Here is a 21335-nt window from a genome sequence, read left to right as displayed (position 1 = left end):
GCTATGGCGTGACTGACATGGTTGCTGAGTGCACGCTCGACCACACATTTAACGACTCAGAATACTGGCCATAGTTCATATCCGCAACATGTGTTTTGTAGCGTTATGTAGCGGCATGTAGCATTCAGGTACGCTCGATGGTCAATTAAAACATTGGGCTAGGGTAATCCACCAGTTAGTCACTAGTTAGTTACTTGGCAACTGCACCGGTTTGCATGCTGCCGTTGTCGACGGCGCGCGATTCCATCCGTTGACTGTCGCTTCCGGCGCTGGCATGGTCAAGCGGGATTATATCGGCTGCATTTACTAATATGTACCCTGACGTATTGCATGAACAATGGCATCGGCGGTCATAGAAAGGCTGGAGGCGCATGTGCACAGCCAGCCAGGTGCTTTGTTCACGCCCGGCGCCATCCCCGACTCCGGCCCTATTTCCAGGCCCAGCACAGTGACACCGCGTCGTCGTGCCTCTTGCGCCGCACGTTGTAGATCCTCAGGCAGATAACGTGGATCGTGTATGTCGACGTCATGCGGTTGCCCATCACTCACAAGGACAATCATGGAGCCGCTGGTGTCGTGCAATAGCTGCATCGCGTATCGGACCGCAGCGCCGCTGCGTGTGGACCACTCCGGCGTCAAGCCAACAAGGCGCGCTAGCACTGACGACGAGGAGACCGGCTCCTCCTCATTCTTGATCGGCTGGATGCGCACGCAATGACGCGTGTTCGAGTTGAAACCCAGGATTGTGCAATCGTGTCCTGCCTGCTCGAATGCGGCACAGGCGAGCGCGGTTAATAATGCCATGCCGTAGAGCAGACGCCTCCGCGATGGCGCAAGCCATGGCGGGCATGGACCAACAGTAGACACCGATGCATCCACGATAAACACGATCCGCCGGGGCTCATGGGTTGCAGCCGTGCGGAGATAGATCCCGGCGTCAGGCATGCTTCCGGCACGCAAGGCTATGCCCGCATCAATGAGCGCGGTCTCATGGAAATCTCCGCCGGCATTGGCGCGTACCAGCTGCGGTTGCATTGACGTCGCTTTACGAATGCGTCGCGCAAGTCCGTTGATCCAGGCCGTCTGTGCCTGCATTTGTGCAAAGAGCGTAGCGGGGTTGCCTTCGGACGGCTGCACCTCCAGCAAGCTGCACCAGTCCGCCCTGTAGCGCGAGATCAGACGATCCCACTCCGGTACTACCCCGAGGAGGCGAAGGTCTGTTGCGTCATCTTCCGCTCGGCATCCTGCACCTCGACTGCCAAACGTTTCTTCGCTTGGATCCGGTTGATCAAGCGGCTGTGGCGATTCGATTGCCCGACCTTCCGGCATGCGCCAGAGATGCGTGTTGTCATCGCGATAGGCGGGCTGCACCAGGTAGTTGACAGCGTCGAAACCTACGCGCATCTGCCCGATATCGTTGGCCAGGATGGAAGCCGCCTGGCGCAATTCCGCCCAACCGAGGCTGCGCGCACCGAGATACAAGCGCCGGCCCTTTTCAATCCATGGATGGGTATCTTTCCATTCCGGGGCAAAGAGTGCACGCGTCAGGCGCCGGAGCAGCGCCTCGAGCGTGGCGTCGTCGGTGGCCAGTTCTTCATGGAAGACTTGCCATAAGCGTCGCAGCCCCGGCAGCTCTTCCATAGCCAAGGACTCGACGCGAGCATCCTCAAGCACACCAAGGACCGCCTGATGCAGTGGCTTGATCGCCGTGTCGTCCGCGTGACCGGAACCGAAGCGCATATGCGCGGCGGCATGTGCGGCTGCGGCATGGATAGCGCCGCATGAAACACCCTCAAGAAAGCCCGCGCTGGCGGGCATATGCAAGGTCGATGCCGAATTCACTTGCCGTTCAAGTACCGGCCTTGCTGGTATGGCAGACTTGTCGAAGGCCTTCATGGCGACAAGTTGCAACTCCGTCGACCACAGTGCATACGCCATCAGGCGAGCGCTTTGCATTGATTCCTGCATGAGGCCATCCAGATGAACACATTAATACAACGACGCGCTGACGATTTCCCGCAGCGCTCTCAACAGCGTCGCGTCCTCTGACAATGGTTCGACGATCGCCTGCATGCAAGCTGATCGGGCCGGCAGTCCGGCTTTCATCAAAGTGGCGGCATGGACCAACATGCGCGTGGAAGCGCCTTCCTCCAGTCCCTGCCCGACCAGGCGCCGGGTCCTTTCTCCAAGCGCAGCGAGTTGCTTCGCGCTGCCTTCATCGATACCGGCCTCCAGTGAAATGATACGGCTCTCGGTCACAGGATCTGGGTAGCCGAAGGTGAGCGCGGTAAATCGCTGCCGGGTGGAAGGCTTGAGCATCTTGCCGAACGCCTGGTAGCCAGGATTGAAGGAAGCGACCAGGTGAAAATCGGCGTGTGCATGCACGACCTCGCCGCGCTTTTCCAGCGGAAGAATGCGTCTGGCATCGGCCAGCGGATGCAATGCCACGATGGTGTCGGACCTGGCTTCGAACACCTCATCCAAATAACAAATGGCGCCGTAGCGTGCAGCCAGGGTGAGCGGACCATCACTCCAGCGGGTTCCATCCGCGTCGAGCAGCCAGCGCCCGGTTAAATCGTGCGCGGCAAGATCGTCGTGGCATGCCACCGTAATCAACGGCTTGCCAAGGCACCACGCCATGTATTGGACAAAGCGCGACTTTCCGCAACCGGTTGGCCCCTTGAGCAGCAGCGGCAAGCGATGGGCATGGGCTGCTTCGAAAGCCTGCACCTCGTTACCGACCGGCTGATACCAGGGTTTTTCCTGTATCAGCCAGTCCGCGAGAGGATGCGCTTGCAGGCAGGTAGCAGCCAGGGTCATTTATGCAATACCGTGTCAGGGTTGGGAATGCCTGGAATCGGGCATTCTTCGGTGCCGACCGTCGATCGTGTCAATGCCTCCACCATCTTCTGCGTGCCTTCGGGATCGTTGATCCACTTCCCATAGAATTCGTAGGGGCACGCAGCCACGCCCTTGTCGCCCTCGCGCGAATTGATCTTGCCGGTATAGCCGCGATGCAGCAGCTTGAACAAATGGTTTTCCGACTGGCCGTTCTTGCGGAAATCGCGGATCAGACTCGTGCTCAGGGCCGCGTATTGCACACCGTGCTCTTCCTCACCGCATTCGCCGAGAGTACGCCCGTCGAAACCGATGATGGCGGAGTGGCCGAAGTAGGAATACACCCCATCCCAGCCGGTCGCATTGGCCACGGCAACATAGCAATTGTTCGCCCATGCCATTGCCTTCGCCATGAGTACCTGCTGATCTTTGGCCGGATACATGTAGCCCTGACAACGCACGATCAGTTCGGCGCCCTTCATCGCGCAATCGCGCCAGATTTCCGGGTAATTGCCGTCGTCGCAAATGATCAGACTGATCTTCAAACCCTTCGGGCCGTCCGAGACATACGTGCAGTTCCCTGGATACCAGCCTTCGATCGGGACCCATGGCATGATCTTGCGGTATTTCTGCACGATCTCGCCGCGATCATTCATCAGAATCAGAGTGTTGTACGGCGCCTTGTTCGGATGGTCCTCATGCTGTTCGCCCGTTAGCGAAAACACCCCCCAGACCTTCGCCTTGCGGCAGGCTTCGGCGAAGATTTCGGTTTCCGCACCCGGAATGGTAGCGGCGGTCGCATACATTTCCTGATGGTCGTACATGATCCCGTGCGTGCTGTACTCAGGGAAGATCACTAGATCCAGCCCTGGCAGGCCGATCTTCATGCCCTCCACCATCGCGGCGATCTTGCGCGCATTGTCGATCACTTCCGCCTTTGTATGCAGGCGCGGCATCTTGTAGTTAACGACCGCAACGCCCACTGTGTCGCGGCTGCTCGATATATCTCCATGCAGCATTCTGAACCCTCAATGTTGGTATGTTAAAGACGGTCAGCGCATGTTCAATGGCTGATCATCCACGGACGTTTGGTTGGAAACGCCTTGGCGCCGTTGCCGGCGATGACGGTCGCGCCACGCTTGCCAGGCGAGCAGCAACCGCAACCAGCCGGATGGCGGCGCGCGCCATGGCCAGCGTGGTCCTTCGACTGCAGCGGCGCATGGGCGGAGCGCTCGTTGGTTTCGTGGGCAGCGCGAGCGCCGCTGGCCATGGCCGACAGCCGCGGAGCGGATAACAACGTGCGTTCGGAGCCCTTGCCGCATACCGGACAGGCACAGGGTTCGTTACGCTGCACCAGGCTGCGCAGTGCATCAAACGGCCCGCACTGATTGCAGTGATAATCATAGGTCGGCATGGCGGCTTTTCTCCTTAGATAACGTCTTGGGAAATCGGCATGTCGATGCTGCCATCCAGCATCTGGACCGGCCCGGCCGCAGTCGGGTTGATATCGAAGTCGAATATCTCGGTCGGCAACCATAAGGTGGCGCAGGCATTGGGCACATCGACGACACCGCTGATGTGGCCTTGCACCGGTGCTGTACCAAGGATGGAATAGGCCTGGGCTCCGCTATAGCCGAATTTCTTCAGATACTCGATCGCGTTGAGGCAGGCCTGACGGTAAGCGACATTCACATCCAGATAATGCTGCTTGCCGCTCTCGTCCACCGAGATACCTTCGAAGATCAGGTAATCCTTGTAGTTGGGCGTAATCGGACTTGGCTTGAAGATCGGGTTTTTGATGCCGTACTTGGCCATGCCGCCCTTGATCAGCGTAACGCGCATGTGCACCCACCCGGCCATTTCGATCGCGCCGCAAAAGGTGATCTCGCCATCGCCCTGACTGAAGTGCAAGTCACCAACGCTCAAGCCCGCACCGTCGACATACACGGGGAAGAACACGCGCGACCCGCGCGACAGGTCCTTAATATCGCAGTTTCCGCCGTGCTCGCGCGGAGGCACGGTCCGCGCGCCTTCGGCCGCCGCCTTGTCGCGGCCCTCTCCAACCAGTTTGCCGAGATGCGCCGTGGCGGCGAACGGCGGATTGGCAAGTCCCGGCACGCGATCCGGATCGGTGGCGATTAACGCCTTCTCGCGCTCGTTCCAGGTATCCAGCATGGATTGGCTGGGCAGGCAACCGATCAGTCCAGGGTGAATCAGGCCGGCGTACTCGACGCCCGGTATGTGGCGGCTGCGGGTAAACATCCCATTGAAGTCCCAGATTGACTTCTGCGCCAGCGGGAAGTGGTCGGTCAGAAAACCGCCGCCATTCTTCTTGCTGAAGAATCCGTTGAAACCCCACTGACTGTCGGATTTGGCACCGATGTCGAGCAGGTCGACCACCAACAGATCGCCGGGTTCTGCACCCTTGACGCCAACTGGACCGGACAGGAAATGCACGATCGACAGGTCAATGTCGCGCACATCGTCCGCGCTGTCGTTGTTCTGTATGAAGCCGCCGGTCCAGTCATAGGTTTCAAGAATGAAATCATCGCCCGGGTTGACCCAACACGCCATCGGCACATCGGGGTGCCAGCGATTATGGACCTGCTCGTTTTCGTAAGCGGATTGCTTAAGATCGACTTTGATTAAGGTGTCGGGCATGTTGCATCTCCTGTAGGGAAGGCTAATTAACGACGTTAAAACAATTTAAACTGAGAGATAGGACCTGATATGAGCGATGTCGGTCTCTTCGCGCGACACTTCATGCACCAGACGTCCGCTTTCGATAACAAACAGCCGGTCGGCGACATCCATCGCGAAGGACAGGACCTGCTCGGAAACAATGATCGTGATCTCGCGCAGCTTGTGTATTTCGTTGAGCGCCTTGGCAATGTCCTTGATGATTGAGGGCTGAATGCCTTCGGTAGGTTCGTCAAGTAAAAGCACTTTCGGATTGGTGACCAATGCCCGTGCAATCGCCAGTTGCTGTTGCTGGCCCCCGGAAAGATTTCCGCCCTTGCGGCGGCGCATCTCCCACAGCACGGGAAACAGCGCGTAAATCTCCTCCGGAATCTTGCGGGTCGACGAATTTTCCAGTCCGGTTTGAATATTTTCCTCGACGCTCAACGTCGGAAAGATCATGCGGCCTTGCGGCACGTAGGCGATACCCTTCGCCACCCGCTGGTAGCTCTCGTCACACGATACGTCCTCGCCGTCCACATGAATCTGGCCGGATTTGAGCGGCATGATGCCCATCAGGCTTTTGAATAGCGTGGTCTTGCCCATGCCGTTGCGTCCCATAATGGCGATCGTTTCGCTCTTCTTTCCGTCAAACGAGATGCCATGCAGCGCCTCGCTTTGGCCATACGCAACGAAGATGTCCTTGACACTTAGCATTGAATTTCTCCCTGGTTTCAGTGGCCGAGATAGACGTCGATGACCTTTGGATCGTTTTGCACGGCATCCATCGGTCCTTCGGCAAGGATCTTCCCTTGGTGCATCACCGTTACCTTGTGGGCAATCTGCTTGACGAAATCCATGTCGTGCTCGATCACGATCACCGCGCGGTCCTTTGAAATGCGGCGCAGCAGATCGGCGGTCAGTTCACGCTCCCGGGCACTCATCCCGGCGATCGGCTCGTCGAGCATCAGGAGTTCAGGCTCCTGCATCAGCAGCATGCCGATCTCAAGCCACTGTTTCTGGCCGTGCGAGAGCAGACCGGCTTCCATGGTCAGATGCTGCGACAGGCCGATTTCGTCGGCCACTGCCTGGATGCGCGCACGCACTTCGTCGGTGCAGCGGAATCCGAGCGCGCCGAATACCGAGCGTCCGGTGGGATAAGACACTTCCAGGTTCTTGAAGACGGTCAGATTTTCATAGATGGAGGGCGTCTGGAACTTGCGGCCGATACCGCGCCGCACGCGCAGGTGCTCATCCATTCCCACCAGCTCCTCGTTCTTGAACTTGATGCTGCCGGCGCTGGCCTTAGTCTTTCCGCAGATCAGATCAAGCAATGTTGTCTTGCCCGCGCCGTTGGGGCCGATGATCACGCGTACTTCATCGCGATTGACATACAAGGTCAGCTTGTCGATGGCCTTGAAGCCGTCGAAGGAGACAGTCAGGTCTTCCACGGCCAATGCAAAGTCGGTATTGCTCATGCTTGTTTCCTCGTCAGGGGTGCAACGCTGCGTTATGCATTTTGACTGCCGATGCCTTTCGGCAGTGCCGGCGCGGACTCATCGGCTTGATGGAGCGCGTATGCCGGATGGGCGGATTCGGCAGCCGGCGTCACCGGTGTCATTGGCCTCGGCGCGGTTGCCCGCTTGCGCTGCCTCAGCCAGGGTTTGACGCGGTTTTCGATCAAACCAGCCAGGCCATCCGGGAAAGCCATCGTCACGCCGATGAACAGCGCTGCCATCAGGAATAGCCACATGTCGGGAAAGCTCTCGGAGAAATAGGTTTTGCCGAAGTTAACGAGTAGCGCGCCGACCACCGCGCCGACCAGGCTCATGCGGCCGCCGACCGCAGCGTAGATGACCATTTCGATCGAGGGCACGATGCCGACGAAGGACGGCGACATGAAGCCGACCTGCAAGGTGAACATGGCGCCGCCAATCCCCGCCAGTGCGGCTCCTAGGCAAAACACGAACACCTTGAACATTCCGACGTCGTAGCCTGAGAAGCGCACCCGGTCTTCCTTGTCACGCATTGCAAGAAGCAGGGTGCCGAAGCGGCTCGTCTGTATCCAGCGGCATAGCAGCACGCTCGCCAGAAGCAGTACGGCACAGACGTAGTACAAGGTCAGCTTCGCGGAGTCGGTGCGGATATCCCAGCCATGCATGGTCTTCAGATCGGTCATGCCATTGACGCCGCCGGTATAGCCCTGCTGGCCGATGATCAGGACCGTCAGGATCAATGCCACCGCCTGGGTGATGATTGCGAAGTAGACGCCGCCCACACGACGCTTGAACATGGCGTAGCTGATGAGGAATGCCAGCAGGGTTGGCACCGCGACCACGGCAATCAATGTCAGCGGCAGATGCTCGAACGGCTTCCACCAGACCGGCAGCGCGGTCAGTTGATTCCAGTCCATGAAATCGGGAATGCCGGGCGTGGACTGGATCTTCGTGCTTTCCCGATCAGATGCCTCCAGCTTGAGAAACATCGCCATCGCATATCCGCCGAGGCCGAAGAATACCCCTTGCCCCAGGCTCAGAATGCCGCCGTAGCCCCAGATCATGACAAGGCCGATCGCCACGAAACCATAGGTCAGGTATTTGCCGACCAGGTTAAGGCGAAAACTATCCAGCGTCAGGGGAAACACCAGCAACAGCAGCAGCGCCAGAGCAACTACGCTATCCAGCTGTGCATTGGAAATTCGTGCACGAATGTTTTGCATCGTCATGCTCCATGCGTCATGATTAAAAATTGTCGACTCATCGCCGCACCTTGGAGACAAACAGGCCTTGCGGGCGAATCATCAGGATCACCACGATCAAGGACAAGGTCAGCACCTTGGCCATCGATCCGGTCATGAAGAACTCGGTAATCGATTGGATCTGCGCGATGCCGAATGCCGAAGCCACTGTGCCCAGCAGACTTGCCGCACCGCCAAAGGTCACGACCAGGAATGCATCTACAATGTAGAGCGATCCGGAGGTAGGCCCGGTCGAGCCGATCGTCGTGAATGCCGCTCCGGCGACGCCTGCCACGCCACAACCGATGGCGAATGTCAGGCGATCGGTCCTGCGGGTATTGATGCCTACCGCGTTGGCCATGATACGGTTGCTGACCGTGGCACGCACCCGCAAGCCCCAGCGGCTTTTGTACAAGGCCAGCATAACCAGGCCGGTGACGACGGTCGTCAGGGCCAGCACGAACAAACCGTTGATCGGAATATCCAGCCCCGGGCTGGGCGACCATGAGCCCATCAGCCAGTCGGGCAAAGTCGGACTGACCTCCTTGGGACCAATGAACGAACGGAACAATTGTTGGATCGCTAGGCTCACGCCCCAGGTGGCCAACAAGGTATCCAGCGGGCGCTTGTACAGGTGGCGGATCAGCGCCCACTCCACCAGCCAGCCCGCAGCGAAGGCAAGGCAAAAGGCAATGAGGATGGCCATGGGAAAATACACGGCCATCAGATTGGGCGCATACGCTTCCACCAGCGTGGAAAACATATAGATCGTATAGGCGCCGATCGTCATGAACTCGCCGTGCGCCATGTTGATGACACCCATCTGGCCGAAAATGATCGCCAGTCCTAGACCCATGAGCAGAAGAACCGAAAACAGGCTGAGTCCGGCAAACCCCTGCATTAAAACTATATTAAGAATATCTGACAGTTCCATTGCCTTCCCCGAAAAATCCACCGCACGCGGGACCGCCCCGCAAAGAACGGCCGGTGGCGCCATCACGCCACCGGCGCGTTCAGGCTACCCCCTCATTGATAGCCTGCAGGAAACGGGTTCGGCTCGATCAGGCTGGGTGATTCCGCGACCACTTTGAAGGTGCCGTCGGGCTGGCCCTGCGCGATGCGCGACTTGCTCCACAGATGATGATTCTTGTGGACCTTGACATAGCCTTCCGGCGCCGTCTTGAGCTCGATGTCGGGAGAGGCAGCGACCACTTTGTCGACGTCGAAGCTGCCGGCCTTCTCGACTGCGGCCTTCCACAGCCATGGCCCCAGGTAGCCTGCCTGAGTGACGTCGCCGATGACTGACTTCGGGCCGTACTTTTCCTTGAAAGCTGCAACGAATTTCTTGTTGTTCTCGTTCTCCAGGGTCTGGAAATATTTCATCGAGGAATAGAAACCGTTGAAGTTTTCGCCGCCGACACCCAGCATTTCATCCTCTGTCACGGACAGCGTCAGCAGGAATTGCTTGTCGCCGGTGATACCGGCTGCCTTGAGTTGCTTGTAGAAGGCGACATTGGATCCGCCCACCACCGCAGCAAAGATGCAATCGGGCTTGGCGACCTTGATCTTGTTGATCAGCGAGTTGAAGTTAGTATTGCCGAGCGGGTAATACTCTTCGCCGACCACCTTGCCCTTTTGGAAGTTCTCGATATGTTTGCGCGCGATCTTCATTGAAGTGCGCGGCCAGATATAGTCGGAGCCGGCGAGGAAGAAGGTTTTCGCCTTCTTTTCCTTGGCGCCCCAATCGAGGCCGTAGATGATTTGCTGGGTGGCTTCCTGGCCGGTGTAAATTACGTTCTTCGACTGCTCCAGACCTTCATAAAAGGTCGGGTAGTAAAGCAGGCCATTTTCCTTTTCAAAGATTGGCAGCACGGCCTTGCGCGATGCTGAGGTCCAGCAGCCGAACACTGCGGCGACATGGTCATTGACCAGCAGCTTCCTTGATTTTTCCGCGAAGGTCGGCCAGTCAGAAGCGCCATCCTCCTTGATGACACGGATTTTGCGCCCGAGTACGCCCCCCATTGCGTTGATCTGATCGATCGCGAGCTGCTCGGCCTGGATCGAGCCTGTCTCGGAAATCGCCATGGTGCCCGAGGCCGAATGCAACTGGCCGACCACCACTTCGGAATCGGTCACGGCGAGCTTGGTGGTGTTCACCTTCGCAGTGGGGAATTGCTGCGCAAACGACAGGCCCGGCAAGCCGGAAAGCGAGGCGGCCCCCAGGCCCTGCAGAATGCGGCGGCGCTTGATATCGAAGCCAGTGACAGTAGCATCGGTGGGGGACGGGTTCTTTTCTTTCATGGTGTGCTCCGACGAGTGAGAAGGCTAAGGCAATGTTGTTGGTGTGCTGCGTGTGCTGCGTGTGCTGCGTGTGCTGCATGTGCTGTGAATAACTTGTTCACGTAGGCTGCGGAATGAAGATTACGGTTTGCTGCGGGTGCGGCAAATACGTCAAATAACGTACACGCTGCATCGCAGCAAAGCGGCATACTTCTTGCACCTGCCCGATGGGTATAAAGACAATAAGGACGCTTGATGGAACCCCGGCCGCAAACGATCTTTCGCATACGGCGTGACTACAACACCTGGGTCGCCAACGAGACGTTGGAGGATTACGCGCTCCGCTATACACCGCATAGCGCACGCAAATGGAGCGAAATGCGCGTCGCCAATACCGCCCTCGGCGCGATTTCGTTCCTGGCTCTGGAAGCTATTGGTGCAGCCATCGCACTTAAATATGGCTTCTCGAACGCGCTCTGGGCAATACTGGTGGTCAGTGCGGTAATTTTTCTGACCGCGTTTCCGATCGCCGTGTACGCAGCCCGCACTGGGCTAGACATGGATCTGCTCACGCGCGGCGCCGGATTCGGCTATCTCGGATCGACCGTCACATCGCTGATTTACGCCTCCTTCACGTTCATCTTTTTTGCGCTGGAAGCCGCGATCATGGCCCTGGCACTTCAGATGGCGATCGGCTGGCCGATCTTCTGGTGCTACGTTATTTCCGCGCTGGTTGTCATTCCATTGGTCCTGCATGGAATTACCTTCATCTCCCGGCTTCAAGCTTGGACGCAAGGTATCTGGGCTGCTTTGCTTCTTTGGCCTTTTCTCTGGCTGTCGTTGAATGAACCGGACCTGTTTATCGGATTTACGACCATGGCCGGCTTTCAGTCCGGGAGCAGCCGCTTTGATCCATTGATGTTTGGCGCAGCGACCACGGTCGCCTTTTCGCTGGTGGTACAGATCGGCGAGCAGGTGGATTACCTGCGCTTCATGCCCGAGCGCACCCGGAAGAACCGCATGCGCTGGTGGTTCGCCGTGGTGCTCGCCGGCCCAGGATGGATCGTACCGGGCATGCTGAAAATGCTGGCCGGTGCCTTCCTTGCCTATGTCGCCCTGCAATCGGGCGGCCATATAAGTCACGCCGCCGAGCCAACCTGGTTATATCTGAACGTCTTTGAACGCATACTCTCTTCGCCGCTGGCGGCCGTTGCCGTAACCGTTGCGTTCGTTGTTATTTCCCAGGTAAAAATCAATGTCACCAATGCTTATGCCGGCTCCATAGCCTGGTCCAATTTCTTTTCCCGACTCACCCGCAGTCATCCCGGGCGCGTAGTGTGGCTGGTCTTCAATGTCGTCATCGCCATGCTTTTGATGACGCTCGGCGTATTCAGCGCCCTGGAGAAGGTACTTGGCCTGTATGCCAACGTGGCGATTGCCTGGGTCGGCGCGTTGCTTGCCGACCTGGTGATCAACAAGCCGCTCGGGCTTAGTCCGCGCCATATCGAATTCCGGCGCGCCTATCTGTACGACATCAATCCCGTGGGTTTAGGTGCGATGCTGCTCGCCACCGCAGTCGGCTGTCTCGCGCATTCCGGGTTATGGGGAGAATCTGCGGCGGCATTTGCCCCTTTCCTCGCACTGATTACCGCGGTGGTCACGTCCCCCTTACTCGCCTGGTGGACCGGTGGCCGCTATTATCTGGCGCGGGTGGATGTTTCCGCATGGAGGCCAACCGATACCGTGCGCTGCGTCGTCTGCCACAACCAGTTCGAGGCTGTAGATATGGCATCCTGCCCTTCTTACGGCGGCCCCATCTGCTCTTTGTGCTGCTCCCTCGAATCTCGCTGCCACGACCGCTGCAAGACCGGTTCACGGGCGGCAGAACAAATGTTGCAACTCGCCGCGAAGATGCTGCCGCGCCGCTTGCACAAACGCTTCAATTTCCGGGTCGCACAGTACTTTACGGTTTTTCTGTCGCTCTGCATCGTGATTGCCTTTGTCCTCAGCGTAGTTTTTATCGGCGAACCGCTGGAAGGCCCACCGGCTGGTCTGGCAACACTGTTCATCAAGCTCTTCTTACTCCTGGCAGTGGTAGCAGCTGCCTGTGCCTGGTGGGTAGTTCTGGCGAATGAAAGCCGGCGGATCGCCCATGATGAATCCGAACGCCAGAACCAGTTGCTGCAACAGGAAATCGATGCCCACCAGCGCACCGACAGTTCGCTGCAGCAGGCCAAGGAATTGGCCGAAGCCGCAAGCCAGGCCAAGACGCGTTATGTCGCAGGCATCACCCATGAATTGCGCACGCCGCTAAACAGCATTCTCGGCTATGCACAAATTCTGCGTAGGCGCACCGACCTGCTGCCGGATGTGCGCGATGCAGTCAACACCATTCATCACAGTGGCCAGCACATGCATGGCTTGATCGATGGACTGCTCGACCTGACACGCATTGAAGCAGGTCGTCTGCGACTGGATCTCGCCGCCCTGCCCTTTCCGGAATTTCTTTCCCAGGTGGCGAGGATGGTGCAACCGCAGGCAGAAGCCAAGGGTTTGCGTTTCACACTCCAAACGCAGGGACGGGTACCTCGGTGGGTGCGCGCGGATGCCAAGCGTCTGCGGCAGATTCTGATTAACCTTCTGGCCAATGCGGTGCGTTACACCGAGGAAGGCGAGATCGTGTTCCGTGTCGATTGCCGCCACGACGTCATCCGCTTCGAAGTGCAGGACACCGGCATCGGCATTGCGCCCGAAGACCAGGAACGCATTTTTCTACCTTTCGAGCGCGGACCGGCCGGACGGCGGTCGAGCGAATCCGGAACCGGGCTCGGGTTGACCATTACCCATCTGATCACCGGGCTCATGGGCGGGGAACTGATCCTGGATAGCGCACCGGGGCGCGGCAGCACCTTTACCGTGCGCCTGCATTTAAGCGAGATACAGGCCGGCTCGGAGCAGAAGCAAGCCGCGGCACACGGCCTGCAAACCGTTGTCGGCTATCACGGACCGCGCCTAACGATGTTGATCGTGGACGACCAACTGATTCAGCGCCAGCTGCTTGCAAGCCTGCTGATGCCGCTCGGCTTTACCGTCAGAGAGGCTGCGAGTGGGCGCGAGTGCCTTGAGTTGATGACGCAAATCTCTTCCGACATCATTCTCATGGACCTAAACATGGGCGACATGGATGGCTGGCAGACTGCGCGCGCGCTGCGCGGCGCGAACGTGCAAGTGCCTATCGTGATTATTTCCGCCGATCTGTTTGAGAACAGCGCGTCCATGCTGGAGGAAACGCAATGCCAGGGCTTCGTGGGCAAGCCCGTCGTGGAGTCCGAGCTGCTCGATATCCTGGCTCGGACATTGCGGATACAGTGGGTACGCGAGACCCATTGCTCCCTCCAGCTTGACGGATTGGCAAACGGCGCGCAATGGTCACAAGCGATCCATTTGCCTGCCATGCTCCGGCAGGAATTATTCCACCTGGCCCGGATAGGTCATGGAAGCGGATTGCGTCAGCGCCTGCGGACTGCGGCTGCCGAGCAGCCTCTCATGCGTGCCGAAATCGAAGTGCTGCAGCGCATGGCGGAACGTTTCGATTTCGAGTCAATAGTGACACTACTGAAGGAAATAGACGATGAGCGCGAAGATGCCCGGTCCTGAAAGCAATGCGGGGGTCGTCCTTGTCGTTGATGACGATCTCGGATCACTCAACATGCTATGCGACGCGCTGACCACGGAGGGTTATTCCGTCCTGGTAGCGCGAGACGCGGCTGAGGCATTGCAGCGGTTCGAGATGACGCTACCGGATGCCGTGCTGCTGGATGCCATCATGCCCAACATGAACGGTTTTGACTTATGCCAGCACATCAAACAGGAGCCTACCTGGGCGCATGTGCCGGTGATCTTCATGACCGGGCTGAGCGAGACGGAACAGATCGTCCATGCGTTCTCCTGTGGCGGCGTCGATTATGTCGTCAAGCCAATCAAGATTCCGGAGGTGCTGGTACGCGTGGCTGCCCACATACGCAATGCAAATGCTGCCCGTCTAGCACGGCAGGCGGTGGACATCGCCGGGATGGGCATCGTGCTGCTCGACCGGCAGCAGCGCATCTCCTGGTGCTCGCCGCGAGCTGACCATTTTCTTAAAAATGCATTTCCGTGTACCGGGGAAGCCGATGCATCCGCAACATGGCTGCGGAACGACACCTCCGGGTACGCAACAAAACCCTTGCCGGGTGGCAGGGCAATCCAGGCCCAGCGCATCGGTCAGGCGGAGTTCGGTGAAACGATGTTCCTTATTCGCGAAGTCGGAGCCCAAGCCCCCAGCGACGCCATGCGGTTGCCTGACGCCGTACTCACCCCTCGCGAAACCGAGGTTCTGTCCTGGCTGGCCAAAGGCAAAACTAACCGCGACATTGCGGACATACTCGGCATGAGCCCACGCACGGTGAACAAGCATCTGGAACATATTTTCGTGAAGCTGGGGGTAGAGACACGCGCTGCGGCCGCCGCACTCGCTAGCCGGATGCATTATTCCGACTGAAGCTGACCGTCTGTCTGCAACAGAAGAAACCATGGCGCGCATGTGCTATTCAATGTCTTTCAATGTGTATAGATAGGCTGCCATGTCCCGCGCATCCTGTTCGCTGACGCCGAGATTCGGCATGGCTGACAGCGGATCCACGCTGGTGGGATTGCGAATCCAGTGGATCAGGTTCCCCGGCGTATTGGGCAGTATCCCCGCAATATAGGTCCGCGTAGCAATACCGTTAAGCGGCGGACCGACATGCCGGCTGGCACCGGTGATGCCCGGAATCAAATGGCAAGTCACGCACAGGTGCTGCTGGAGCGCCCTGGCGCCGGCTTGCGCATTGCCGAGCGATATATCGGGGACTGCCGCCGAGGGCGCTGCCGGTACGGCGGGCTGGCCCGAAGCATCGGGCGTCTGCCTGCTCAATGCCGCATACTCCCCCGGCGACAGTGTCGTGAGCTGCTTCACGAAAGCAACCACATCCCAGATCTCCTCATCGCTCATCCTGTATTGCCACGCAGGCATGCCGCTCATCCGGATGCCATGCTTGACTACCCAGAACATCGCGGCGGGTTCCCATTCCCGGCCGGTGGCGACCAGGTTCGCCGGCACTGGCAGCATGCCCATGCCGAATGCGTCCGGAGACACGCCGGGTGCGCCATGGCATTGCACGCAGTTGCGGCGGTAAAGTACCAAACCATTCCTCAGCCTTTGCTGTTGCTTCAGGTCGGGAACTTCCATGGAAGCGGTGCGGCGCTTGACCGAGCGCTGCATCGCATAATCGAGCAATCGATACATCGGTTCCGTATGCTGTTCTGTGGCAGCCACGTTATATAGTCCGCCATACACAAACACAACGCCCAACATGCCGGCAAGCAGCACAATGATGGCAAGAGTCCTGATCCTGATCTTCATGGGGTAGTCGCGTCTTTTCCGCTATTGCAGCGTATAGAGGTAGGCGGCGATATCCCTGGCATCGGCTTGCGTCACGCCCATGTTCGGCATGGCGGTGCGCGGATCGATCGCCGGTGGATCGATCAGCCATGCCACCAGGTCGGTCGGCATGTTCGGCACCACACCGCCGACATAAGCACGCCTGGCGAACTGGCGCAGCGGCGGCCCGACGTTGCTGCCAGGATTGCCGATGCCGGGAATCGCATGGCACGCCACACATCCATAGCGCACGATCGCCTCCCTGCCGCGAGCCGGATCCGCACCTGCTATTACTATTACCGGTTGATGCGACGTTTCGCTGCAGGCTGTCAGAAGCAACAGGCAGACAGGCGCCACCATGGCCGACAGGCGTGAAGTCTTCATCTCGTCCACTGCCCTTGTTCGGGTCGAATCGCCATCGCGGCGAAGAAAACGCCGGCGGCGACGAAAATGAATCCTGCCGGCACCCACATGATCAGTCCTCCCAATTGCTGATCCTCCAATGGCGTCAAACCCCAGTGTTCGGTTGTATCGAGATATGCCGGATACCAGACACGTTGCGAAAAGGTCAGCAGCGCGCCGAGGATGCCGGTATGAATCGCCGTCGACAGTAGGTAAAGAACGGCGCCCCCCTGATGAGCCTGGGAGCGCGAAGTGAACAACGCAGACCAGAACAGCAAGGCCGATGCCAGAAAGCTGAAGTGCTGCAGGGCATGCATTGCATCGCTGGCGAGACTTGCCAGGAACAATGCGGGAAAGTGCCATGCCCATAGAATGACCGCATGCAGTGCCCAGGCGACCAGCGGCGCATGCAGGCAGCGCCATCCAGAACGCACTGCGTCGCTGTTGATCCATATACCGAGACGCTTGCGCGTGCCGGACGGAAAAGCCCACATGAAGACGGCTAGCGGCCTGCCGGCCACGATCAGCGGCGCAGCGACCAGCATCATGAGTTCATGCTGGACCATGTGCATGGAAAACAGTTCGGCGCCGAGCGTATCGATGGGCGAGAGCAAGGCTGCGGCAAGCACAGCCATGCCGGACAGGAACCAGGCGGCACCGCGCCGGAGACCGTCACGTCCCTGCCGCGTTCTTTTCCGCAAGCGGAGGCCGCCGCCGGCATACAGCATGAGGGCCAGCAGAAAGCTGGCAACGATCCACGGCTCGGCGCTCCAGGCACTGGGCGCTGCATGACCAGCTTCGGCACCAGGCGCATGCGCCGCCGCCGGCAATGCATGCAATGCCAACACGGCAGTCATCAGGGAGGCGCGGCCGGGAATGCGGGGCATGGAAGCTCTGGAATCTTTAATTTTTCCCACAGCCAGTTGCAATATCTCTGCCAGTCTTTTGTCGCCGCACGAAAAATCATGCGAATACCGTTGTGGCGGCAACGCCGGCAGCGAACTGTCAACGATAGGAACGGACTCTCGGGCCCTTCCTTTCAATACATTCCTGTAAAGTTTTTACCGGAGATTGTAAAGAGATAAGTCAAATCTATAGACATCGCTATAGACATCGCCGGATCGTCAACGCTAAGCCGTATCACACGGCGCCATGTTGACTGGTATGCAATGTGCTACGCCGCCTTGTTAACACTGCGCCGCAGAATCGCAGCCATCATGCCGGTGCCAACGATGAACCGGCCCATTTGCTTACCCCGACATCGCCCATGCCACACCCGATCGTAACAATTGCCGCCGCATTGCTTGCAGCCCGATCTCAGGCCGCACAGTCGGGCATCCAATCCGCCATGACGCCCAAGGGTGGCCAGGCTGCACAAATTGCGGAAATCGGCACGGTGCTGTTCATCGGCGGCGGCATGATTTTTCTGGGCGTGATGCTGCTGTTGTACATCGCGCTCTTCGGGCCAGCGCGCATGCGAAACTATATCGGACGCCGCACGCTGATGATCGGCGGCGGCATTGTCTTCCCGATCGCGGTCCTGTCGATGCTGCTGGTCTATACCTTCATGGCTGCCGCCGGCATGGTACGCGCCGATGAGGCACCGGCGGCACGCATCGAGATCACGGGAGAGCTCTGGTGGTGGCGCGTGAGATATCTGGATCCGCAAGGCAAGGTCATCGTTGAAACCGCGAACGACGTTCGGATACCTGCCGGCCAATCCGTTGAGTTTCTTGTCCGTTCCGACAATGTGATCCACAGCTTCTGGGTGCCGAATCTCGCAGGAAAGATGGATACGATACCGGGTCATGTCAACCGCCTGCGCATCCAGGCGGATCAGCCCGGCATATTCCGCGGGCAGTGCGCCGAATACTGCGGCGTGCAGCATGCCAACATGGCGCTGCATGTGATCGCTCTTCCGCCTCGGGACTATGCATCCTGGCTCGCTGCCCAGACACAGCCGGCGCGCGAGCCCGTCGAGGCATCGCTGCAGGCCGGCAAGCAATACTTCATGCATGCCTGTGCGCAGTGTCACACCATCCGCGGCACGCAAGCGGCCGGAAAACTGGGACCGGACCTGACTCATGTGGGTAGTCGGTATTCCATCGCCGCAGGCACACTGCCCAACAACGTCGGCGCGTTCGCCGGATGGATCGCCGGCAGCCAGCACATCAAGCCGGGCAACCAGATGCCCTCATTCAACGACTTGTCCGGCGAAGGCTTGCGCTATGTCGCCCAATACATGGATAGCCTGAAATGACGTCATTGATGGCTTTGCTCGACTTTATCGGATTGATTCTGCTCGGCGGCGTGGCAATGCAAAAAGCCATCCTCGCCAGCTATGGCGGCTGCCTTGTCCTGCCGTATCAGCTGACATAGCCGAATCATGATGGAACCCATGACCGACAACCCGAACAACGTCTCCGCACTGCCCAACACTTTGCCACGGCCGCAAGGCGAACTCGAGCAGTTGCAAAAGGTGTGGCGGCCGCCATCCGGCCTGCGCTTTCTCACCGTCGTCAATAACACCTATATCGGCCTGTTCTACATCGGCACCGCTTTTCTGTTTTTCCTGCTGGCCGGCATCCTCGCACTGCTGATGCGCACCCAGCTCGCAGTCCCGGACAATGAATTCATCGGCTACAGCGTCTACAACCAGTTCTTCACGATGCATGGCACCGTCATGATGTTCCTGTTTGCCGTGCCTGCCGTAGAAGCCATGGGCGTCCTGCTGCTGCCCAACATGCTGGGCGCGCGGGATTTGCCTTTTCCACGTTTGAGCGCCTATGCATTCTGGGCTTACGCGGTGGGAGGACTTGCTTTTTTTTGCAGCCTGTTCTTCGGATTGGCGCCGGACGGCGGGTGGTTCATGTATCCGCCGCTGACCAGCACGAAATACTCGCCCGGCGTCAATGCCGACTTCTGGCTGCTGGGCATCGGCTTCATTGAAATCTCCGCCATCGCCGGCGCCATCGAGATCGCTGTCGGCATCCTGCGCACCCGCGCGCCGGGCATGACGCTCGACAAGATGCCGATTTACGCCTGGGCCATGCTGGTTCTGGCGGGCATGATCATCTTCGCCTTCCCCGCCGTCATCCTGGGCACGGCATTGCTGGAGCTCGAACGCGCCTTCGACATGCCTTTCTTCATCGCCGAACGCGGCGGCGATCCCCTGCTATGGCAACATCTGTTCTGGTTCTTCGGTCACCCCGAGGTCTATATCATCTTCCTGCCGGCGGCCGGCATGGTATCAATGATCATCCCGACCATGGTCGGCAAGCCGCTGTTCGGCCACAGGCTGATTGTCCTGGCGCTCGTGGGTACCGGCTTCCTCAGTTTCGGCCTGTGGGTGCACCATATGTTCGCCACTGGCATCCCGCAGCTTTCATTAAGTTTCTTTTCTGCCGCCAGCATGGCCGTCACCATCCCCAGCGGCATCCAGGTATTCGCCTGGATCGCTACCATCGCCGCCGCGGTCAAGCTGCGGCCGCTGAAAGTGCCGATGCTGTTCATCCTCGGCTTCTTCTTCATCTTCGTGCTCGGTGGCCTCACCGGGGTCATGGTGGCGGTAGTCCCTTTCGATTGGCAGGCGCATGACACTTATTTCATCGTCGCCCACCTTCACTACGTACTGTTCGGCGGCATGGTGTTCCCGCTGTTCGCAGCGTTCTACTACTGGGCGCCTTTCGTCAGCACCAGAGCATTGTCGGAACGGCTTGGCCGCTGGGCATTCGGTCTGCTCTTCGTTGGCTTCAACATTGCCTTCTTCCCGATGCACATCACGGGGCTCGCTGGCATGCCCCGGCGGGTCTATACCTATTCGGAATCCCTCGGCTGGGGGCCGCTCAATATGGTGTCGACCATCGGTGCTTTCATGATTGCCGCCGGCGTGCTGGTATTCCTGATCGATCTTGCCCGCAACTTCCGTCCCACCGGCGGGAAAAATGCAGGCAACATCTGGAATGCCGGCACGCTCGAATGGCTGCCGAACGACAATTACGGCATGCGTAGCGTGCCAATCATCACCAGCCGCGAACCGCTCTGGGACCAACCGGGCCTTGCCGATGATGTGGATGCCGGGCGCTATTACCTGCCGAACACGGCGACCGGTGGACGCGAAACCATCATCACCAGCCCCATCGACGCCAAACCGCAATACGTACTGCAAATGCCTGGGCCAAGCTGGCCGCCGGTACTCGCCGCCTTCGGCACTGCCGGATTTTTTCTGCTACTGACGGTCAAGCTGGTCATGCCGGCCTTCGCCTGCGGGATACTCGCCATCGTGATGGTGCTGTGGTGGCTATGGGAAACCGATCCCGGACCGACACACCCGCCGGTCGCCATCGGCGGCGGACTATGCCTGCCGGTCTATGACACCGGATCATCGTCACATTCATGGTGGGCCATGATCATCCTGATCATGGTATCGGGCTCGATCTTCGGGTCGCTGCTGTTCACCTATCTTTTCCTCTGGACAGTATCGTCCGATGTATGGCCGTCGGCGGCACAACTGCCGTCGCCGATGTGGCCCTCGATCGCCGCAGCACTGCTGCTAGTAAGTGCGGGCCTCGTAGCTCATTCCAGCCACGGTCTGAAGAGCGGCCGCCAATGGCCACTGCGCATCGAACTGACGCTCGGCGTCGTTCTGCTGACTGCGGCGTTCGGTGCTGACCTGTATGGACAGTGGCAGACCGGCCTGCGCCCCCAGGATCATGCTTATGGCGCAGCGGTCTACACTATCATCGGTTTGCAGGGGGTCTTTGTGGTGGTCATGGCGTTCATGGGCCTCTACACCGCGGCACGTTCGCTATGCGGCCTTCTCTCTGCCGAGCGGCGCGTCACCTTCGATAACACAATGGTGTTCTGGTATTACACGGTAGCGCAGGGCGTGATCGGACTGGCGCTCGTTCATTCTTTCCCGCGTCTCGTCGGCTAATC

General features: G+C 58.9%; 18 protein-coding genes. 5 read left to right on the top strand and 13 right to left on the bottom strand.

The genetic code is table 11. From position 1 onward, the window contains the following. Nucleotides 1-306: 306 nt before the first annotated feature. From ASE07_RS26000 to urtA, 10 genes are all read right to left on the bottom strand, one after another. Nucleotides 307-1968: a nitric oxide reductase activation protein NorD gene (locus tag ASE07_RS26000; RefSeq protein ID WP_057293708.1), complete on the bottom strand. Its 1662-nt coding sequence runs from the start codon at nucleotides 1966-1968 to the stop codon at nucleotides 307-309. Between the two features lie 21 nt (nucleotides 1969-1989). Then, the gene (locus ASE07_RS25995; protein ID WP_057293707.1) at nucleotides 1990-2820 is read right to left on the bottom strand and encodes a CbbQ/NirQ/NorQ/GpvN family protein; all 831 of its coding nucleotides are present in this window, start codon (nucleotides 2818-2820) and stop codon (nucleotides 1990-1992) included. Continuing rightward, nucleotides 2817-3857: an aliphatic amidase gene (locus ASE07_RS25990; protein WP_057293706.1), complete on the bottom strand. Its 1041-nt coding sequence runs from the start codon at nucleotides 3855-3857 to the stop codon at nucleotides 2817-2819. Before ASE07_RS25990 ends, ASE07_RS25995 begins: the two co-directional genes overlap by 4 nt. Before the next feature lie 44 nt (nucleotides 3858-3901). Continuing rightward, complete coding sequence (locus ASE07_RS25985; RefSeq protein WP_057293705.1) at nucleotides 3902-4252, bottom strand: FmdB family zinc ribbon protein; 351 nt, start codon at nucleotides 4250-4252, stop codon at nucleotides 3902-3904. Nucleotides 4253-4266: 14 nt separating this feature from the next. Then, nucleotides 4267-5499 carry a formamidase gene (gene fmdA, locus ASE07_RS25980; protein ID WP_057293704.1) on the bottom strand — a complete coding sequence of 411 codons (1233 nt, stop codon included), beginning with the start codon at nucleotides 5497-5499 and terminating at the stop codon, nucleotides 4267-4269. A 45-nt stretch (nucleotides 5500-5544) separates the two neighbouring features. Then, nucleotides 5545-6234 (bottom strand): urea ABC transporter ATP-binding subunit UrtE, encoded by a 690-nt coding sequence (gene urtE / locus ASE07_RS25975; protein ID WP_057293703.1) that lies wholly within the window; start codon nucleotides 6232-6234, stop codon nucleotides 5545-5547. 17 nt (nucleotides 6235-6251) lie between these two features. Further along, complete coding sequence (gene urtD / locus ASE07_RS25970) at nucleotides 6252-6995, bottom strand: urea ABC transporter ATP-binding protein UrtD (RefSeq protein ID WP_057293702.1); 744 nt, start codon at nucleotides 6993-6995, stop codon at nucleotides 6252-6254. Between the two features lie 32 nt (nucleotides 6996-7027). Beyond that, nucleotides 7028-8236 carry an urea ABC transporter permease subunit UrtC gene (urtC, locus tag ASE07_RS25965; protein ID WP_057293701.1) on the bottom strand — a complete coding sequence of 403 codons (1209 nt, stop codon included), beginning with the start codon at nucleotides 8234-8236 and terminating at the stop codon, nucleotides 7028-7030. A 37-nt stretch (nucleotides 8237-8273) separates the two neighbouring features. Continuing rightward, complete coding sequence (urtB, locus tag ASE07_RS25960; RefSeq protein ID WP_057293776.1) at nucleotides 8274-9188, bottom strand: urea ABC transporter permease subunit UrtB; 915 nt, start codon at nucleotides 9186-9188, stop codon at nucleotides 8274-8276. Between the two features lie 92 nt (nucleotides 9189-9280). Continuing rightward, complete coding sequence (gene urtA / locus ASE07_RS25955) at nucleotides 9281-10555, bottom strand: urea ABC transporter substrate-binding protein (protein WP_057293700.1); 1275 nt, start codon at nucleotides 10553-10555, stop codon at nucleotides 9281-9283. Between the two features lie 234 nt (nucleotides 10556-10789). On the opposite strand from urtA, the gene ASE07_RS25950 reads away from it, so the two are divergent. After that, the gene (locus ASE07_RS25950; RefSeq protein ID WP_057293699.1) at nucleotides 10790-14191 is read left to right on the top strand and encodes a hybrid sensor histidine kinase/response regulator; all 3402 of its coding nucleotides are present in this window, start codon (nucleotides 10790-10792) and stop codon (nucleotides 14189-14191) included. Then, a complete protein-coding gene (locus ASE07_RS25945) occupies nucleotides 14166-15074 on the top strand; it encodes a response regulator transcription factor (protein ID WP_057293698.1) in 909 nt (302 codons plus the stop codon). The genes ASE07_RS25950 and ASE07_RS25945 overlap by 26 nt, the downstream gene beginning before the upstream one ends. A 45-nt stretch (nucleotides 15075-15119) precedes the next feature. Here the strand turns inward: ASE07_RS25945 and ASE07_RS25940 are convergent, their stop codons facing one another. From ASE07_RS25940 to ASE07_RS25930, 3 genes are read right to left on the bottom strand one after another with little or no spacing between them, the layout of a single operon-like run. Beyond that, a complete protein-coding gene (locus ASE07_RS25940) occupies nucleotides 15120-15977 on the bottom strand; it encodes a c-type cytochrome (RefSeq protein ID WP_057293697.1) in 858 nt (285 codons plus the stop codon). A 21-nt stretch (nucleotides 15978-15998) separates the two neighbouring features. Continuing rightward, a complete protein-coding gene (locus tag ASE07_RS25935) occupies nucleotides 15999-16379 on the bottom strand; it encodes a c-type cytochrome (RefSeq protein ID WP_057293696.1) in 381 nt (126 codons plus the stop codon). Further along, a complete protein-coding gene (locus ASE07_RS25930) occupies nucleotides 16376-17284 on the bottom strand; it encodes a cytochrome c oxidase assembly protein (protein ID WP_057293695.1) in 909 nt (302 codons plus the stop codon). The genes ASE07_RS25935 and ASE07_RS25930 overlap by 4 nt, the downstream gene beginning before the upstream one ends. Nucleotides 17285-17664: 380 nt before the next feature. Here ASE07_RS25930 and ASE07_RS25925 point away from each other — a divergent pair, with 380 nt between their 5' ends. From ASE07_RS25925 to ASE07_RS25920, 3 genes are read left to right on the top strand one after another with little or no spacing between them, the layout of a single operon-like run. Continuing rightward, complete coding sequence (locus ASE07_RS25925) at nucleotides 17665-18657, top strand: cytochrome c oxidase subunit II (RefSeq protein WP_082584509.1); 993 nt, start codon at nucleotides 17665-17667, stop codon at nucleotides 18655-18657. Beyond that, on the top strand, nucleotides 18654-18776 hold the full coding sequence (locus ASE07_RS30455; protein ID WP_268793472.1) for a hypothetical protein: 123 nt from the start codon (nucleotides 18654-18656) through the stop codon (nucleotides 18774-18776). The genes ASE07_RS25925 and ASE07_RS30455 overlap by 4 nt, the downstream gene beginning before the upstream one ends. Nucleotides 18777-18795: 19 nt before the next feature. Beyond that, the gene (locus tag ASE07_RS25920) at nucleotides 18796-21333 is read left to right on the top strand and encodes a cbb3-type cytochrome c oxidase subunit I (protein WP_057293694.1); all 2538 of its coding nucleotides are present in this window, start codon (nucleotides 18796-18798) and stop codon (nucleotides 21331-21333) included. The last annotated feature ends 2 nt before the right edge of the window (nucleotides 21334-21335 follow it).

This window comes from Noviherbaspirillum sp. Root189 (genome assembly GCF_001428545.1).
Lineage (GTDB): Bacteria > Pseudomonadota > Gammaproteobacteria > Burkholderiales > Burkholderiaceae_D > Noviherbaspirillum.
This window is presented reverse-complemented; position numbering and strand designations above follow the sequence as displayed.